At 43.2% G+C, this 19,585-nt stretch carries 15 protein-coding genes; 9 read left to right on the forward strand and 6 right to left on the reverse strand.

From position 1 onward, the window contains the following. Positions 1–306: 306 nt before the first annotated feature. The 5 genes from FTU98_RS08660 to FTU98_RS08680 all read left to right on the forward strand — a co-directional run bounded on the left by FTU98_RS08660 (position 307) and on the right by FTU98_RS08680 (position 6,341). Positions 307–1,389: a polysaccharide biosynthesis/export family protein gene (locus tag FTU98_RS08660; protein WP_373885890.1), complete on the forward strand. Its 1,083-nt coding sequence runs from the start codon at positions 307–309 to the stop codon at positions 1,387–1,389. Next, positions 1,389–1,817: a low molecular weight protein-tyrosine-phosphatase gene (locus tag FTU98_RS08665; protein WP_180051083.1), complete on the forward strand. Its 429-nt coding sequence runs from the start codon at positions 1,389–1,391 to the stop codon at positions 1,815–1,817. The genes FTU98_RS08660 and FTU98_RS08665 overlap by 1 nt, the downstream gene beginning before the upstream one ends. Positions 1,818–1,868: 51 nt before the next feature. Further along, positions 1,869–4,055 (forward strand): polysaccharide biosynthesis tyrosine autokinase, encoded by a 2,187-nt coding sequence (locus FTU98_RS08670; RefSeq protein ID WP_180051086.1) that lies wholly within the window; start codon positions 1,869–1,871, stop codon positions 4,053–4,055. 278 nt (positions 4,056–4,333) lie between these two features. Next, positions 4,334–4,708 (forward strand): endonuclease domain-containing protein, encoded by a 375-nt coding sequence (locus tag FTU98_RS08675; RefSeq protein ID WP_167845641.1) that lies wholly within the window; start codon positions 4,334–4,336, stop codon positions 4,706–4,708. 175 nt (positions 4,709–4,883) lie between these two features. Then, the gene (locus FTU98_RS08680; RefSeq protein WP_180051089.1) at positions 4,884–6,341 is read left to right on the forward strand and encodes a capsule assembly Wzi family protein; all 1,458 of its coding nucleotides are present in this window, start codon (positions 4,884–4,886) and stop codon (positions 6,339–6,341) included. 92 nt (positions 6,342–6,433) lie between these two features. Here FTU98_RS08680 and FTU98_RS08685 read toward each other — a convergent pair whose 3' ends face one another. Then, entirely contained in the window at positions 6,434–7,078 is a 645-nt protein-coding gene (locus tag FTU98_RS08685; RefSeq protein WP_167845639.1) for an START domain-containing protein, read from the reverse strand. A gap of 132 nt (positions 7,079–7,210) precedes the next feature. Then, on the reverse strand, positions 7,211–8,032 hold the full coding sequence (gene dapB / locus FTU98_RS08690) for a 4-hydroxy-tetrahydrodipicolinate reductase (protein WP_004970334.1): 822 nt from the start codon (positions 8,030–8,032) through the stop codon (positions 7,211–7,213). A 283-nt stretch (positions 8,033–8,315) separates the two neighbouring features. Here dapB and FTU98_RS08695 point away from each other — a divergent pair, with 283 nt between their 5' ends. Beyond that, entirely contained in the window at positions 8,316–8,600 is a 285-nt protein-coding gene (locus FTU98_RS08695; RefSeq protein WP_167845638.1) for a hypothetical protein, read from the forward strand. 95 nt (positions 8,601–8,695) lie between these two features. On the opposite strand, the gene dnaJ is transcribed toward FTU98_RS08695, so the two are convergent. The 4 genes from dnaJ to FTU98_RS08715 form a co-directional block, all read right to left on the reverse strand. Further along, entirely contained in the window at positions 8,696–9,811 is a 1,116-nt protein-coding gene (dnaJ, locus tag FTU98_RS08700) for a molecular chaperone DnaJ (RefSeq protein WP_004970338.1), read from the reverse strand. Between the two features lie 129 nt (positions 9,812–9,940). Then, the gene (locus FTU98_RS08705) at positions 9,941–10,318 is read right to left on the reverse strand and encodes a hypothetical protein (protein WP_180051103.1); all 378 of its coding nucleotides are present in this window, start codon (positions 10,316–10,318) and stop codon (positions 9,941–9,943) included. Positions 10,319–10,453: 135 nt separating this feature from the next. Beyond that, entirely contained in the window at positions 10,454–13,588 is a 3,135-nt protein-coding gene (locus FTU98_RS08710; RefSeq protein ID WP_179991420.1) for an efflux RND transporter permease subunit, read from the reverse strand. Between the two features lie 3 nt (positions 13,589–13,591). Next, entirely contained in the window at positions 13,592–14,731 is a 1,140-nt protein-coding gene (locus FTU98_RS08715; RefSeq protein ID WP_180009313.1) for an efflux RND transporter periplasmic adaptor subunit, read from the reverse strand. Between the two features lie 413 nt (positions 14,732–15,144). Here FTU98_RS08715 and FTU98_RS08720 point away from each other — a divergent pair, with 413 nt between their 5' ends. The 3 genes from FTU98_RS08720 to FTU98_RS08730 form a co-directional block, all read left to right on the forward strand. Further along, positions 15,145–15,759, forward strand: a complete 615-nt coding sequence (locus tag FTU98_RS08720; protein WP_019837343.1) for a TetR/AcrR family transcriptional regulator — start codon at positions 15,145–15,147, stop codon at positions 15,757–15,759. Positions 15,760–15,994: 235 nt separating this feature from the next. After that, positions 15,995–18,679 carry a phosphoenolpyruvate carboxylase gene (gene ppc / locus FTU98_RS08725; protein WP_131261313.1) on the forward strand — a complete coding sequence of 895 codons (2,685 nt, stop codon included), beginning with the start codon at positions 15,995–15,997 and terminating at the stop codon, positions 18,677–18,679. A 441-nt stretch (positions 18,680–19,120) separates the two neighbouring features. Continuing rightward, positions 19,121–19,585: hypothetical protein (locus tag FTU98_RS08730; RefSeq protein ID WP_179994298.1), on the forward strand; the 465-nt coding region annotated here is incomplete at its 3' end.

The following is a 19,585-nucleotide window of genomic DNA, read 5'->3' on the forward strand; positions in this document are numbered from 1 at the left end:
TTAAATTTATATCTGTATTTTATAAAGAGAGAACCTTTCGGCAGGAATACTAGCAGAAATTTATGAAATTTCTATTGAGATTTGTGCTCAAATGACGCGAAAAAGATTGTAATGTATAATTTTTGTGAATATACACTTTTTCTATTTAGAATAACTTCATAATTTTTTTAAGAGTTCTCTTTTCTACTTTAAGATTCTACCAAATTTGCAAAATGGTTACAAATTGCTATATACCTCTTTCACAAGTTCGGTAAAATGGCAGCAATTGATTTAAAATATTTTAAAAAATTAATAATGGAATCTCGCGTGCAACACTTTCAACTGGCTGTTTTATTGACATGTGGCATTGCCACTACGGGGTGCGCTGTCACCTCTGGTTTACAAACCTATGACTTACCAAATGAAGGGGTCTATACCACCGACTTGGGCACAGCGGTCAATGTGATTAAACTCACCCAAGACTCAATGCTTGCGGTGCAGCCTGCAGTTCACAATATTCAACAAGACTATGCGCATTTATTTCATACACCACAGCGTCAATACACCTTAAGTTCAGGCGATATTCTCTCTATCTATTTATGGGCATATCCTGAAATTTCGGGAAGTAATGCTGACGCTAAAAATGGTTATCAAATTGACCAAAGCGGCTATATTCAGTTTCCGATTATTGGCCGCTATAAAGCTGCTGGTAAATCTTTAGGCCAAGTTAACCGTGAACTTCGCGGTCAATTATCCCGTTATTTAAAAACCCCAGATGTGATTGCTCGAGTCTCCTCTTATCAAGGACAACGCTACTCAGTTCAAGGGAATATTGGGCAGAGTGGTGTATATTATTTAACAGACCAGCCTGTCAGTATATATAATGCTTTAGGTATGGCGGGTGGTATTAATGCCCAGCAAGGTGACAATGCTTCGATTACTTTAATTCGTGACGGAAGAAGTTACATCCTTAACAGTATCGAATTAGAAAGGGCTGGATATTCTTTACATAATCTACTTATTCAGGCTAACGATACCATTTACGTCAATGCCAGAGAAGATCAAAAAGTATACGTGATGGGTGAGGCTGGAAAAAACCACGCTTTAGCTATGCGTGCAGGAGGTATGAGTTTAGGCGATGTTTTGGGTGAAAGTTTAGGTGTCAATCCTTTTACGGCAAGCCGCAGCAAAATTTATGTAGTACGCTACCAACCAAACAATCAAATGACCGAAATTTATAATCTTGACTTGACCAGCATAGGAGACTTTGGTCTTGCCAATCAATTTAAAATGCGCAGCAATGATATTGTTTATGTTGATGCGACAGGTTTAGTGCGCTGGCAACGTATTATTAATCAAATTGTCCCATTCTCTAATGCTATTTCTGGTTTTGAACGCTTGGGGAATTAATGAAAATTAATCACATTTTGGTGGTGTGTATTGGCAATATTTGCCGTAGCCCCATGGCAGAATACTTTTTAAAACAGCAGTACCCACACTTACAGATTGAATCTGCAGGTATTTCAGGCTTGGTGGGTCATGCAGCCGATGACAAAGCCCGTTTATGTATGCAACGTCACGGCATTGACATGAGTCCACACGTGGCAAAAAAACTCAATGCAGACTTAATTAAACAAGCCGACCTGATTTTGGTGATGAGCCAAAATCAACAAAAGCATGTGGAACAAACCTGGCCCTTTGCCAAAGGCAAAACCTTTAGATTGGGGCACTGGCAAAGTAAAAACGTGGCTGACCCCTATCAGCACGATCAGGCCGTATTTGATGAGACCTGCGCGTTAATTCAAGCCTGCATTGCCGACTGGAAAAAATATATCTAGTTCCTTGATATTCTAGTTTTTTTTAAATTCTACTTTTTTGATATTTAAACTATGAGCCAAACCGCCAACACCGAAGACAGCATTGATTTAAAGGAATTATTTTTTTCCTTAATTGCGCAATGGAAACTGATTACCCTTTGCGTTCTACTCAGTATCGTTTCCGCTTTACTGTATTTAAGAACCTCACCAAATATCTATCAGGTTGATGCTCTCATTCAAGTTGAAAGCAATAAAGGGGCTTCCTCAGTCCTATCCGCAAATTTAGCCACAGCAATTGATCAAGACTCGCCAGCTCAAGCAGAAATTGAAATTTTAAAATCACGTTTAGTTTTGGGTAGCGTGATTGATCATCTGAATTTAAATATTCGCATTTCGGGTACAGAAGACAGTTTCTGGAGTCGTTTAATTGCCAAGCATGAATATGTCAGTGAATATTCATCTCAATCAGTCCTATTTAAAGACAATCAAAAAAGTTTTGATATTCGCCAGTTCGATATACCGCAATACTTTCAAGATAAAAATTTAATTTTAAAATTTGCACAAGGCAAATACAGCCTGACTGATGTAGCAACCGGAAAGGTGGTTTTTTCTGCACCTTTAAACCAAGTCAGTCAACTACAGTCTGAATTTGGGGGATGGAAAGTCGCTATTTTTAGTCAAGACCATTTTGATACAAGTTATAATATACGTAAACAAAGTTTACCTGCTGCTATTACATCTTTGTTATCTCAATACCAAGTTTCAGAAAAAGGGAAAGGAGCAGGTATTGTTAGTTTAACCTATCAAGGTGTTGATAAAAAAAATATTACTCAGGTACTCAACGCTATTCTAATAACCTATACTCAACAAAATATTGAGCGTCGTACTGCAGAAACGGCACAAACCTTAAAGTTTTTGGAAGATCAACTCCCTGAACTGCAACAACAGTTAGATGTGGCAGAACGTGAATTTAACCGATTCCGCCAACAATATAATACGGTCGATGTTACACAAGAATCAAATCTCTATATTTCTCAAAGTATTAGCCTTGAAACCACAAAAGCGTCTCTTGAACAACAAATCGCAGAAACTTCAGCTAAATACACTAATGAACACCCAGCTATGCAGCAAATGAATGCACAATTGGATGTGATTAATAAACGTATTGCAGAATTAGATGGCACCCTTAAACGCTTGCCAGAATTACAACGCCAATATTTACAACTATTCCGTGAAGTAGAGGTCAAACAACAGCTGTATACAGGCTTGCTTAACTCTTACCAACAACTGCGCATTGTGAAAGCAGGTGAAATTGGTAACGTAAGAATTGTAGACCAAGCTGTTGAACCTATTGCACCTATTAAACCTCAAAAAATGAGAGTTCTCGTTATCTCATTATTTATGGGAACGTTTATTGGTCTTTTATTTGCACTTATGCGTAATATGTTGCGCTCAGGTATTAAAGACTCGAATCAAATTGAAAATGAACTGGATTTACCTGTTTATGCCACTGTGCCACGCTCGAAAGCACAAGAAACGTACACTAAACTTCTGAAAAAGAAAAAGAATATTCCTATTCTTGCGGTTAAAAATAGTAATGATATTGCCATTGAAAGCCTGCGCAGCATGCGTACTGCCATTCATTTTGCTTTAAGCAGTGCCAAAAACAATATCATTATGATTTCTAGCCCTGCACCGGAGTCGGGTAAATCGTTTATTTCAACTAACCTAGCCACCATTTTGGCGCAAAGTGATAAGCGCGTATTATTGATTGATGCCGATTTACGTCGTGGTTATATGCACAAATACTTTAATTATGACCCTAAGCCTGGCTTAACCGAATACCTGAATGGTCAGCAAGAGTTAGGCAGTATTGTACGCAGTACTGAGGTTGAAAATTTAAGCATCATCAGTCGCGGCAAAAGCCCTGCTAATCCGTCAGAGTTGTTGAGTACGCAAAAATTTGCAGATATGCTCACGCACTTGTCTAGCCAGTTTGACCATATTCTGATTGATACCCCGCCAGTTCTTGCCGTCACCGATGGGATTATTATTTCACAATATGCGGGTGTGAATTTGGTGGTGGCACGTTATGCCAAGACTCAAATGAAAGAGCTTGAACTGACTGTTAACCGCTTTGAACAGGCTGGCGTGAAAGTCAACGGCTTTATTTTGAATGATATTCAACGTGAAGCGGGTGGTTATGGCTATGGTTATAACTATGCTTATGCCTATAAAGCCACTAAGGATGAGAATTGATTTATTCAATCTACCCTTTTTGCTGGTGCTAGGCTTTCCCCTTAGTCAAAGGTGAGCTATATATAGCAAAAGCCACCAACGTTAAAATCCCTCCTAACCTCCCTTTAAAAAAGGGAGGAATGTTTCATTACAAAGCCTCTGCTTGTGCTAGCCTCCCCTTTGAAAAAGGGGGATGGAGGGGGATTAAAAAAATCTAAAAAGATGAGCTATATGAGCTATGTATGTCACAAGAAAGCTAATTAAAAATAAACCACTTTTTAAAACAAAGAATAAAAACCATGCAACCCTATAACAAAAATTTAAAATATAACGCACGACAGTTAAGAAACAATATGACCGAAGCAGAACAAAAACTCTGGTTACGACTGCGTCAAAAACAAATCTTGGGCTTACAGTTTTATCGGCAAAAGCCTATTCTGAATTTTATTGTAGATTTTTACTGTCCTGCGGCAAGTTTAATTATTGAATGCGATGGCAGCCAACATTTGAACGAAAAAGGCTTAAAGTATGATTTATTACGTGATCAGGCTTTAACACAGTTAAATTTAACGGTGTTAAGATTTAACAATTTACAAATTTTGCATGAACTCGATGCAGTCGTCCAAACGATTGAAAATGTGATTTTAAGTCAACACGCTGATAATCCCTCCTAGCCTCCCTTTAAAAAGGGAGGAACATTCATTACAAAGCCCTTACTTGTGCTAGCCACCACCTTTTACAGAATAATTTTCTGTTGAAATTTACAACAATACTCAACAATTCACATTGCAAAAATCCACTCAAAAACCTATCTTGGTTACAGTTTATAAACGCTGAGAATATATAAGCATGTTTGCACCTAAAGCGCTGCTGGCGACACTGGCATTAAGCTCATCCTTAACCTTTGCCCAAGGCATTGTCTTAAATAACCAAAACTTACGTACCGATTTAAACTGGCTAAATCAGCAAGGTGTGATTCAAATTAGTACGTCAACTTGGCCTATGAGTGGTGATGAAATTCAACGTGCACTTTCTCAAGCCAAAGTCAGCAACAACAATCAACAAAAAGTCATCGATGCAGTGGTGGCACATTTAAATGCCAATAACGAACTGCTCAAAGCCTCGCTTTTTGCAGAAACAGATCAAAAAAATATTCCACAAGCCTTTGGCGACCAACAAAAAGCGCAATATCAAGCAGGTTTGGAACTCAATGCAGGCAATCAATACTGGGATGCTAAAATTCGGGTCAATGCAGAAAAAGACCCACAAATTGATAACGGTCAAGATGTCAATGTTGAAGGTTCCTATATTGCAGCCAAACTTTGGAACCAATGGCTGATTGCAGGGCAAATTCCAACCTATTGGGGGCCTGCACATGACGGCAGTTTAATTCGTGGGGATGCTAGCCGCCCAGTTTACGGCGTGACTATGCAACGTGCCGAACAACAAGCATTCAGCAACAAATGGTTGTCATGGATTGGCCCATGGCAATATCAGGCCTTTGCAGGTCAGTTGCATGATTATGATGCTGTACCCGATGCCAAATTGATTGGTTTACGTGTCACTGCACAACCGTTGCCTTATTTAGAATTGGGTGCTTCACGTGCCTTTCAATGGGGAGGTGAAGATCGTCCAGAAAGCTTGAACTCACTTTGGGATGCTTTTGTTGGCAATAAAGACAATGGTGGTACTGGCGAACCTGACCCCTCTAACCAAGTGGCAGGCTTTGATGCGCGTTTGAACCTACAGCCATTGCTACAAGTGCCAATGGGCGTCTATGCACAATATGCTGGTGAAGATGAAGCAGGCGGCTTACCTTCAAAAAAAATGTATTTGGCTGGGGTAGACTATTCATCAAGCTATCAGAATATGCCGTTCCAACTCTATACCGAATGGGCTGACACCCGTACCAACGGTAATGCACAAGGTATCACTTATAATCACAGCACCTATACCGATGGTTTCTACCAACATGGCTATCCTTTAGCGCATGCTATTGGCGGTGATGGACAAATGATTTCATTCGGTGGTGATATTCGTTTTGATCGTATGAACCGCGTGAATGCGCGTATGTTGTTTGCCAAATTTGATCAGGCGGCTAATCGACGTGCGAGAGGTGAAACCAACCAAGCTTTCCCAGAAAAAGATCAGTTAAAAGCTTTGGATTTGACTTGGACACACTATTTACGCCCAGATATTCCACTTAAACTGAATGGCTGGATTAGCGATTCAGATGTGCATGGCAATGATGGCGGTGCATCGATTGGCATTGAATTTCCTTTAGAAAAAGGATTATTTTCTTATTAAGTCTACCCGCTAGACCGAAATACTTCGTGGATGAGATCGACACCGATTTCATCCATTTTTCTAAGATTAAAAATTCAGCGCAACTCAACCATTTAACGCAAAATTTCAGGCAATGCCTTAAAACTACCGCTTTTGCTTAATTCAATTTTCATTTTTTGCAGCATTTGATACGGTTGCTGCTGCACAAACATATTCACAAAACTTAAAGGAATCGAGCCTTCAGGGTTTGCATAGCCATAGGTACTGACTTTGACTTTTTGATTGCCCAGTTTTTGAAAGGTCCAGTCGCCTTCGTAATCTTGAATACGCACATAATCTGGGTTCAAGGGATAGCCCCCCTCAATGGCTTTATTTTGAATACTGATAATACCTTGTGCATCTTTACTCATTTTACCTTTGACCACTAAATCACGATCTTTTAGTGGAAAAGGAAAATCCAGCACCATATACAGCAAGAACTCACCTTTTTGGTCATCGCGTGATAAGACTTTGACACTGCCCACATAAGGCACCCATTTCACGGCATGATCAACATCTAAAATTAAGGCAGCAGCTTTTTCTAAAGGTACATTGAAGGTGGTTTCAGCCTTATACACAAACACAGGGCTAGACTGCTGTTGGAAGGTCCAGACTTTAATATTGTTTTTATGTATGCTCAGTTTGGCATGTTCAATATTTTGTGCAGAGGCCGCACAAATACAGGTGCTTAACCCAAGCATCAGCAGCGATTTTTTCATTTTATTTTGCATCTTATTTTAGTTTTAGATCGGGTCTGATGCGTCATCATCCATGACATCAGACCCTAGTTTTAGCGGTAGATTGAAAATTGTTCAAGTAGTTTTTATCTATTTCGGATTCCTGCGCAGTTTTTAAACCTGAATATCGTTAAATCCAAGAACATCTTTCATATCGTATTTACGCGCTTCGCGTCCCACCACCCACGCTGCAGCACGCACGGCACCTGCAGCAAAGTTCATGCGGTTGGTGGCTTTGTGGGTAATTTCCACACGCTCGCCATCGGCAATAAACATCGCAGTATGTTCACCCACAATGTCGCCACCACGAATGGTCTGGAAACCTATACTTTTACGCTCACGTGGCCCTGTGTGTCCTTCGCGGCAGTAAACAGCGTCTTGTTTTAAATCACGACCTAAGGTTGCTGCAATGGCCTCGCCCATCATCAATGCCGTGCCTGATGGTGCATCGACTTTATGACGATGATGCGCTTCAATCACTTCAATATCTACACTATCACCAAAGACTTTGGCTGCCAATTCCAGCAGTTTAATAGATACGTTTACCCCAACTGAATAGTTGGCGGCATACACCACTGGGGTCTGTTGAGCCGATTCTTCTAAGAGTGCTTTTTGTTCATCATTCATGCCTGTGGTGCCAATCACAATCGCCACGCCTGCTTCACGACAAAGTTTTAAGTGCTGTGCTGTGGCGGCGGGTGCGGTAAAGTCGATTACGACATCACAGTCAGCTAATACTTGTTCTAGGCTGCCCACGACTTTCACACCGAGTGTACCTACACCTGCCAACTCTCCTGCATCTGCACCCAATAAACTGCTTTCTGGACGCTCTACTGCGGCAGCCAATTGGTAGCCTGCTTCTTGAACAGCTTGAATTAAGATGCGTCCCATGCGGCCGCCTGCGCCTAATACACCAATGCGTGGAGTTGCTGACATAGCATATTCCTAAAATAGATTCTAAATTGTGCTTACTATATCAAAACTCGCTGCCTAGACTAAGTTTGTCTGCCAAGTTTCTGGGTTTATTTTTATCGGAAAGCAACTGTGACTGGGCTGCTGATGATCGCTTTAAATATCTCAGGCAAACTTTTATCAAAGCGATGCTAAAAATTTATCTGAAAATGCTCATTTTTTATTTTTATTTCACAAATTTGCAAACTTGTATGCGCAGACTAGCCTGCACGAATGATAACAACTGCAAAAATTAAAGGGGATTTACATGCATTCGAAGAACATGGTATTGGCATTATTGTTGGGCATGAGCACAGCATCTGTATTTGCAGAGCCTGCACTTCAAGAAGGGGATACGCTAGAAAGCCTGTCCAAAGTCCGTATTAGCGTGACACTACAAGAACCGCTTGCTGTTGAAGTTGATACACCTGAACTTGAAGAAACAGCAGCAGAACATGGGGTTGTTGCAAGCGCACAACCACAAACTATCGTTGAAACAGCAACCACTGAAATGGTGGATGTTTTAGAGATTGATGTACCTGAAGTCGAATAAGAGTACAGCAGATACAACAAAGGCGATCTTCAAGATCGCCTTTATTATTTGAGTTTAGATCAGGTTGTGCTTCGACATACCTAATCTAAGTTTCCTTAATCAAACAAACGATCAAAGAAAGACTTCTTCTTTGGTGATGACTGACTGCCCTCACCTTCCATCGTCGTCTGTAATTCTTTTAACAATTCACGCTGACGTGCCGTTAAATTCACAGGTGTTTCCACCACAATACGGCAGAGCAAATCGCCCTGCATACTGGTACGCACAGGTTTTACCCCTTTACCACGCAAACGGAATAATTTACCCGTCTGTGTTCCCTCAGGCACTTTCAGGCTCACGCGGCCATCTAGAGTCGGAATTTCAATTTCCTTACCTAAAGCAGCATCGGCAATGCTGACAGGTACATCCATATACAGATCAGCACCATCACGCTGGAAGATTTCATGCTCGCGCACCACCACTTCTACATATAGGTCGCCCGATTGACCATCACGAATGGCTTCACCTTTACCTGTTAAGCGTACGCGGTCGCCATTGTCCACGCCAGCAGGAATGGTCACCTCAAGGGTTTGCTGACGATCTGACACACCCGAACCATGACATTTTTTACATGGGTTCTTGATAATTTTGCCCTGACCACGACAAGTGCTACAGGTTTGCTGTACCGAGAAGAAACCTTGCTGCATGCGTACTTGACCCGCACCATGACAGGTTGGACAGGTTTCAACATCATTTGGATTTTCTGAGCCTTTACCATCACAAGCTTCACATGGCGCAGGTGCTGTAAAGGTGATGGTTTTCTTAACGCCTTTGACTGCTTCTTCAAGCGTCAATTCCATCACATAGCGTAAGTCTGAACCACGGCGTTGACGTTGCTGGCCACGCCCCCCCCCACCAAAGGCTCCACCGAAAATATCCCCAAACTGGCTGAAAATATCTTCCGCACTGAAACCACCGAAGCCGCCAGCACCACCGCCCATACCACCTTCAAAGGCTTGATGGCCCATACGGTCGTACATGCTGCGTTTTTCGCTGTCTGACAGAACTTCATACGCTTCTGAAGCTTCTTTAAACTTCTCTTCAGCTTCAGGATTGTCCGGGTTACGGTCTGGATGATATTTCATCGCCAACTTACGGTAGGCTTTTTTAATTTCATCATCACTAGCGGTTTTAGAGACGCCCAAAACCTCATAATAATCACGTTTAGCCATGTCTGGCGATGCTCCTCACGGAATTCTAATTAAAACTGAACTGATGTGTGAAATTGGGGTCAAACTGAGTTTTACAAGGGAAAGCTGTTAAAAATTTTAGCTGAAGTGCTTTAGATGAAGTTCAAGCCATTAGAACACAGCTTTATTTTTCAAAAATTTGGATAGCCCTTTAATCCAAGCATTGATTAAAAATAAGAAGGCAATCACGGCAAAGACCACACCTGCTACGGTGCAGGCTTTGACCCATAAAAAGGCATCCCAAGGAAAGAAGGCCAATGGAATAAACCACAATGCAGCAAACAATGCCAATACACTGTAAATCACCACATTACGCATGATCCATAAAGCCTGTGCCTGTAACCAGACTTCAGTGCTATCGACCACAATCACTTTTCGTGCATACCAATACGCCAATGCACCACTCACCACAGTAAATAAAGCAAAAAACATCAACACGTAAGAGATCGCGACAGACCGGCGAAACTTTACCAAGTTATCTTGCTTCATAATGTGATTTAACCCCATCTGTGCCATGCTTTATTTTTTAATCTGGCGCATGCTGTAACGTATGCAAAGGCTGAAAAATATAAGGTGCTACTATATTGAAATTTTCCAAATTTCGCACCCGTTATTATGTCACTTTTACAGATTATGTGGATTTTTTTTCACTTTAAACCACTGTGCGTATAACGCAGGTAAAAAGAACAGAGTTAATAAAGTCGCGACAATTAATCCACCCATAATTGCCACAGCCATCGGGCCAAAGAAAATACTGCGAGAAAGTGGAATCATGGCCAATACTGCCGCCAAAGCGGTCAGTACAATTGGACGACAACGGCGCACCGTAGCGTTAATAATCGCGTCCCACTGCGATTCCCCAGCCCGAATATCCTGCTCAATCTGATCAATTAAAATCAAAGAATTGCGCATGATCATGCCCGATAAGGCAATGGTGCCGAGCATCGCCACAAAACCAAAGGGTTTGTTAAACAGCAACAGGAACAATACCACGCCAATAATGCCGAGCGGTGCAGTTAAAAACACGATGAATGCACGGGACATGCTACGCAGCTGAATCATCAACAAAGTCATCACCACGGCAAGGAAAAATGGCATGCCTGCATTGACTGACTTTTGCCCACGTGCCGATTCTTCAACCGTGCCACCCACTTCAATTAAATAGCCACTTGGCAACTTTTCACGCAGGGCCGCCATCGGTTCAGACAGTTCTGCCACCACCGTTGCAGGTTGCAAATTGCTACGAATATCACCACGTACGGTAATGGTCGGCAAGCGGTTACGATGCCAAATTAAGCCTTCTTCAAAACGGTATTCAATTTGTGCAATTTGCGCCAACGGCACCGATGTTCCACGTGAAGTCGGTATAGCCAAACTGCTTAAAGATGCGACATCTAGGCGCTCGGTTTGATCACCACGTAAACGGATTTCAATCAGTTCACGTTTTTCACGATACTGGTTAATAGCCGCGCCACTGATAGAGCTATTAAGGAAGTTAGCTAAATCCAGACTCGACACCCCCATTTGACGGGCACGGTCTTGATCAATCTGCAATTGAATGACTTTGCTCGGCTCACCCCAATCTAAATGCACATTGGTACTGTTTGGATTGGCACTGATGGTGGCTGCGACTTGCTGTGCCCATTGTCGCACTTGTGCCAAGTCTTCTCCTGACACGCGGAATTGCAATGGATAACCCACTGGTGGGCCATTTTCCAATAATGACACGCGAGTACGCACCTCTGGCAATAACAAGCGAATTTGTTCAGATAAATTACGGCGAATTTCATTGCGGTCTTCTAAAGACGATGCCAATACCACAAATTGGGCAAAACTGGCCTGCGGCAATTGCTGATCTAAAGGCAAATAGAAACGCGGCGAACCTGTGCCAACATAGGCTACATAATTGTCGATGCCTTGTTGTTGCGCCAAGAACTTTTCAACTTTTTTAACGGCTGCTTCTGTGGCTGTTAAAGACGCACCTTCTTCAAGTTTTAAATCGACTAAAATTTCTGCCCGATTGGAAGGTGGGAAAAATTGCTGTGGTACCAATTTAAACATGGCAATGGATAGGACAAAAATGGCCACGGTCGCTGCAATGACGGTTTTTCGATAGCGCACACAAGTATTAACCCATCCACGAAACACTTGATAAAAGCGGGTTTGATATGGGTCGTGTAATTCACCTGCGTGCTGTAGCACAGGCTGCGGTTCAGCTTGTTTGCGTACACGCGCCCAAAGACGTTGATACCACGGCGCTCGCTGTGCATGACGCTGAAAATCTGGCAATAATTTATCGCCCAGATACGGCACGAATAGCACGGCAGCAAACCAGGACACCACCAAAGCTATGGTGACCACTTGGAAAATTGAACGGGTATATTCCCCTGTACTTGAGGCTGCTGTGGCAATGGGTAAAAAACCTGCCGCGGTAATCAATGTCCCTGTCAGCATAGGGAAAGCAGTGGTACGCCACGCATGACCTGCGGCTTGCAAGCGGCTATAGCCCTGCTCCATCTTAATTGCCATCATTTCAATGGCGATAATGGCATCATCCACGAGCAATCCGAGGGCTAAAATAAGCGCACCGAGTGAAATTTTGTGCAGTCCGACATCAAACAAATGCATACCTGCAAAAGTCATCGCCAAGACCAGTGGAATGGAAAATGCCACCACCAAGCCCGTGCGAAAACCCAGTGAAAAGAAGCTGACCAAGAGCACGATAATCACCGCCTCAGCCAACACTTTCATAAATTCATTGACGCTGTGTTTTACCGCAACAGGCTGATCAGAAACCTTTTGCAGTTGCATGCCCAAAGGCAAAGTTTTTTGCAAACGGGCAAATTCTGTTTCCAGATTTTCACCCAAAGCCAGAATATCACCGCCTTTACGCATCGACACCGCAATGCCAATGCCATTTTCGCCCATAAAGCGCATACGCGGTTGAGCAGGTTCGCTAAACCCACGATAGACCTCGGCAACATCGCCCAGTTGAATGGTGGTGCCATTCACCAACAGCGGCATTTGTTTCAACTCATCGACACTGTGCAACGCACCGCTGACACGCACCTGAATACGGTCTGAATGGGTTTCAAAAAAACCTGCGCTTGCCATGCTGTTTTGTTGTTGTAAGGCTTGCTGAATCGCGGTAACAGGAATACCGAGTTGCGCGGCTTTGGTGTTAGATAACTCAATCCATATTTTTTGATCTTGTAAACCCACCAAATTAACTTTGGCTACATCTTTGACCCGCTGTAATTGTAGCTGCAAACGGTCGGCATATTCTTTGAGGGTGGCGTAGTCATAGTCTGCGCCTGTCAGCACATAAATATTGCCAAAAGTGTCGCCAAACTCATCATTAAAAAATGGGCCTTGTACCCCTTGTGGCAGTTCATGGCGAATGTCATTGACCTTTTTACGCACCTTGTACCAAACATCTGGAATTTGGCTGGAGCGCATAGAATCTTTGGCAATAAAAGTCACCATGGACTCGCCCGGACGCGAATAGGCCATGATGCGTTCATAATCGCCCGTGCTCATCAATTCTTTTTCAATACGGTCAGTGACTTGTAAGGAAACCTCTTTGGCACTCGCTCCTGGCCAATAGGTTTGAATCACCATCACTTTAAAGGTAAACGGCGGATCTTCACTTTGTGCCAGTTTAGAGTAGGAAAAAATACCAACAATGCCCAACAACAGCATCAAATAGACCACTAAACCCTTATTTTTCAGCGCCCATTCGGATAAGTTAAAATTCATATTTTAACGCTCCGTCTGTGTGGCCGCAGAAGCTGCCTGAGCTGTTGGATTGACTGCCTGTACAGCTTGATTGTCACGGTTAATCGGGCGAATTTTTTGTCGATCACGCAGTAAATGCACCCCACCCATCACCACATAGTCTTGCGGCTGCAAGCCCCTGAGTACAGGCACGCTATCCCGTCCATAAGCGCCCAATGTAACAGGAATTTGGCGCACGGTTGAGTCTGGCTGTAAGACCAAAACAAAAGCTTGTTGCCCTGTTGCCGACACGCTAGATAAAGGCACATATAAACCCTGATTGGCTTGGCGAGTCAGAAATACCCGCGCACTTTGCCCCAATTGAATCTGTGCATTGCCTTCACGTAAAGCCACTTTGACTTTAAAAGTACGCGACTGATCTGCCGCAGGGGAAATTTCTCGAACCGTGCCTGCAAAACGGGTATCGGGTTGTGACCATAAACTTACCGTTGCCTCTTGCCCGACTCGAATTTCACCCACCGCTTGTTCAGGTACGCCAATCACGACTTCACGTTCCCCATCAATCGCCAATTGATAAGCGACCTGCCCTGCCGCTAAAACCTGCCCGACTTCAATATTACGTTCGGTAATCACACCATTTTTTGTGGCACGTAACTGGTTATAGTCAGTTTGATTGCTGCTAACTGCATAATTGGACTGTGCCTGTTTCAACTGTGCCATAGCATGTTGATACTGGTTTTTGACTGCATCATATTGCGAGCGGCTGACTGCATTCATAGGTAACAATTGCTGAAAACGCTGCAATTCATCACTGGCAACTTTTGCAGCAGATTGCGCACTTTCGAGTTGCGCACGCGCGGCATTGAGCTGCAATGCGGCATCTTGCACATCCAGTTTTGCTAAGACTTGCCCAACTTTGACCTGATCTCCCACATCGGCAAAACGCTGTGTAACTTGCCCTGCAACCCGAAATGCCAAAGCCGTTTGCTGACGTGCTTGCACCTCGCCTGCATAGCTTTTTTGCTCAAGATGTAAACTGCTAGGCTGGGTCACCATCACCAAAGGGACTTCCTGTTCAACCTCGGTTTTTTGCTTGCTGCATCCAATTAGGGTGATACAGCACAGCAGCATCAGGCTGGCAATGAGATTCTGAGTCGTGTTCATCAGGTTTGCTCTTATTTAAACGTTTTTTTTAGGGCAGAATACGGTAGGGTTTGCTGACACTTCGTCTATGTTTGCGACAGCGCATATTTTTAGCTGATATAAGGCATGAGGCAGGAAACTTAGTCATTCTAAGTAACTGACTCATAACGTAATAGCAGTAAAAAATATGCTTGTCCTGAAAGGCTGTGGCTAAAACTTTCTCAGATTGCGTTATGAAACTTGGTAATAGTCTCGCTATTCCCTGCGTTTCATGCCTGATCTGCTCAGTTTTAGCCTACAGCGCAAGCCATTTATGAAGTGCGTGCAAACCCCTATATTAAATTGATTATTTTTTAATTAATATACCACTGGGTACATTAATTAAAACTGAAGCGTCATTTTCCAGTTGTACTGATGCAAATTAGGATGAGCGTGTGCAGATTCATGTCGGACGACCAAAAGATTTAGAAAAACGCCAACGCATTTTAATGTCGGCAAAACACTTGTTTTTAAAGTTGGGCTTTCATGGTTCTAGTATGAATCAGATTGCACGTGAAGCAGGCGTGACCAAATTAACGGTGTATAACCACTTTCAAGACAAAGCCACGCTATTTTCCTGTGCCATTGAAGAAACCTGTGAAAGTCTGCTCAAAGCACAACCTTTGGACTTGACTGCACATAGCAATTTTAAGCAGGCCTTATACCAAGCCTGTAAACTGTCCTTGAACTTGGTCAATATGCCTGAAGCGATTAAATTAGAACATTTGCTGATGGAACTGGCCTCGGAGCAAAATCCGTTGGCATTGCAGTTTTACAATGCCTCACATGCCAAACTTCGCGCGATGTGGGAAAGCTTCTTTCGCCAAGCAGTAGAATTGCAGTTTATTCAGGCCGATGAACCAAAAACGCAAACTGAATTGATCGTTTCCTTATTGCATGGTTTACGTCACCATGAAGTTTTACTCGGTGTACGTGCCGTGCCCGATGCTGCACAATCTCAAAAGATTATTGAAGATGCGATTGGTATTTTTATGCTGCGTTATGGCTGAGCAAGCTAATTTTGCAGCCTCATCATGCGAAATCTAACTCTCACCTTACACATATACGAATGATCAACTGACTCATATCTCCGTCCTGTATTTCTCTCCTAAATACTGCCACTTGGCACTATAACTTCAGATGCGCAAAATCCATGCAACTTTTGTAGATAGCCCGCTTGGATTGTATCTAAATCGGGGTATAGTCTTAACAGAGTAGAAAAACACAGAACATGGAGAACAACGAATGATTCAACAAATTGATGCTCCTCTACGCGATGACGTACGCTTACTTGGCAACTTATTGGGTGAAACCCTCAAGTTACACGCAGGACAAGATTTGTTTAATCAGGTCGAACAAATTCGTGCTTTATCTAAAGGCGCGCGCGATGGACAAGCCGAAGCTGAAAAACAACTCGAACAACTGTTTTTAAGTCTGGAAGATGATGAAATCTTACCGCTCACCCGTGCCTTTACCCACTTTTTGAACTTTGCCAACATTGCCGAGCAATATCATGTGGTGCGGAGCCGTCGCCAAAGCGAATTTGATGAAAATGGCGTTTCTCCAAACCCACTAGATCACTTATTTATCAAGTTTAAAGACAACCAAATTTCTGCAGAAACACTCTTTCAACAAGTCTGCGAGCTAAAAATTGAGTTGGTTTTAACTGCGCATCCGACTGAAGTCAGCCGTCGTACCCTCATTCAAAAATATGACGATATTAATGACTGCTTGTTTAAAATGGATCAGCAAAAACTGACACCACGTGAACGTCAGGCAGTTTTGGCAGATTTAAAACAGCTGATCAGCTCGGCTTGGCAAACCGATGAAATTCGCCAACATCGCCCAACCCCTGTCGATGAAGCCAAATGGGGCTTTACCACCATCGAACAAACCCTGTGGAATGCAGTGCCTAAATTCATGCGTGAATTAGACAGCATTGTGCAGGAACATTGTGGACAAAGCCTACCGCTGAGCGTTGCACCTGTACGTTTCGCCTCTTGGATGGGCGGTGACCGCGATGGTAACCCGAATGTCACTCATAAAGTTACTCAAGAAGTGCTGTGGCTGTCACGCTGGAAAGCAGCAGAACTGTATTTACGTGATATTGAAAACCTGCGTTGGGAACTCTCCATTCAGCAATGCAGCCCAGAATTGGCAGATGCTTTGGGACATTTCCATGCCGAGCCGTACCGTGAATATTTACGCGACACCCGAGAACGCCTAAAAGCCACCCGCGACTGGTTAGCAGCGAAACTGCAAGGCAAAGAGGCTGATGACAGTTTGGTCATCAAAAGCAAAGACGAACTGTTACAGCCTTTATTGCTGTGTTATCGCTCGCTGACGGCTTGCCAATTATCAGACATTGCGAACGGCAAATTGTTGGATTTAATTCATCGTGTGAATTGTTTCGGCATTGAATTACTAAAACTGGATATTCGCCAAGAATCGGGACGTCATCGTCAAGCCATTTCTGCCATTACCGAATATTTAGGTTTGGGCAATTTTGAAACATGGACTGAACAAGCACGTCAGAACTTTTTGCTTCAAGAGCTGCAAAGCAAACGTCCGTTATTGCCAAAATTCATGCAGGAACCTGCACAAAGCCTGATTCAACATCCCGATGTGCAAGAAGTATTTGCCACCATGCGCACTCTGGCTGCACAGCCGCAGGAAAGTTTGGGTGCTTATATTATTTCCATGGCGGAATATCCAAGTGATGTGTTGGCGGTATTATTGTTGCAAAAAGAAGCAGGCATTCAGCATCCTTTACGTGTGGTGCCACTGTTTGAAACCCTGAAAGACTTGGATGGGGCTGCTCAGACCATGAATACCCTATTTAATATGCATTGGTACAAGCAGCATATTCAGGGCAAACATGAGGTGATGATTGGCTACTCAGACTCCGCCAAAGATGCAGGTTTCATGTCTGCCAACTGGGCACAGTACCGCGCGCAGGAAGAACTGACTGCGGTAGCGCAGCAACATGCTGTGCAGCTGACTTTATTCCATGGTCGTGGTGGTTCCATCAGCCGTGGCGGTGCGCCAACGCAACAAGCATTGTTCTCACAACCTCCAGGGTCTATTTCAGGTGCAATTCGCGTCACCGAACAAGGTGAAATGATTCGCTTTAAATTTGGGCTTGAAGGGGTTGCCTTACAAAATCTGGAAGTCTATACCGCTGCAACCTTAGAAGCGACGCTGATGCCACCACCTGTGCCGAAAGCAGAATGGCGCGAGCTGATGGATAACATGACCGAACTTTCGGTGCAGGTCTATCGTCAAACCGTGCGTGAAAATCCGCATTTTGTGAAATATTTACGCACTGTCACGCCAGAGCTGGAATTGCAAATGTTGCCACTCGGTTCACGTCCCGCGAAACGTAAAGTGAGCGGTGGAATTGAATCCTTACGTGCCATTCCATGGGTATTTGCATGGACACAAATCCGTTTGATGCTGCCTGCTTGGTTAGGGACAGGCGCAGCAATTAACCAAACGCTCGATCAGGGACAAAAAGCCACTTTGGATGAAATGCTCAGCGATTGGCCGTATTTCCAGACTTTGATTGATATGCTGGAAATGGTGTTGTCTAAAGCCGACAGCAATATTGCCCTGTACTACGAATCTAACCTGACCGATGACGAAGACTTAAAACAACTGGGTGAGCAACTCCGTCAACGTCTGCGTGATGCTGTGACGACTTTACTGACCCTTAAAGGTGAATCGCAATTGCTCAGCAGCAATGATGTGCTAGATCAATCGATGCGGGTGCGTAAACCTTATTTATTGCCACTGCATTTGCTACAGGCAGAATTGATGAAACGTCGTCGTTTGTATTTGGCAGAACAGCATGCCGAACATACCCCTGTCGATCATGCCCTCATGGTGAGTATTGCAGGGATTGCAGCAGGCTTACGCAATACAGGTTAAGACCTAACGAATAGCACAACAAGCAGAGTCATGCTCTGCTTGTGGCTCATTCACTCACTTAAACATGATTTGGGACGGATGACTACATATTAGGCTAAGTAGAAAAAATCATAAAAAAACATGATAACTGGCATTTTTTATGATTTCTGTCTCAACTTATTTGAATTATGCTTAGATTAGACAATAAATAAGAGTTTGGACTTGCCTATGCCAGAAAGCTCTACAATGACGACTTTATTAAAGCTAAAAATTTTTAATTTTTTCAAGGGTATAAAAATCTCCTCAGTTTAAATAACATCCAAAAATCACGTGTCGTCAGTGGCTTGGTTTTTTTCTTTCATTTACTCTTTTTAGTGGTACTTTGGCTCAGTCAAAGCCAACCCCTGTTTACCCCATACATGCTGCCATGGGTATTGGGTTGTTTAATATTGTATTTGCTGATTGCCTTGGTCTTTATATGTCATCAGCTATCGTATTCCTGAAAATCAGACCACACTCTATTATTTTCCAATTCTGTGTTTAGGCTTTTATAGCAGCTCACTCATGAGTATTGGCTATTTTCTGGGTCAAATGACGGTACTCACAGGCGTATTTACCATTGGCTCCATTTTTACAGGCTTATTGTTGTTTAAACGCAGCATTATCTTTTGGGGCACCATTCCCTGCTTGGTGGTATTTTACGGTGGTTCTTTGCTGACCTTGCGCAATATTATCCCCTATGCGCCCGTTTTTCAGCCCTATACGTTTACCAGTGCGGAATTCCAAAATTTCATGCTCATCAATAACTTGATTGGCAGCACCATCATTGGTGTTCTGTTGGCCATTTTATTTAATACTTTTTTGGGACGCTGGATGATTCGTGAAGAACATCAGCAACAACTAATTCTGCTTGATCCACTCACCCAA

The organism is Acinetobacter sp. YH12211 (assembly GCF_013418015.1).
Lineage (GTDB): Bacteria > Pseudomonadota > Gammaproteobacteria > Pseudomonadales > Moraxellaceae > Acinetobacter > Acinetobacter towneri.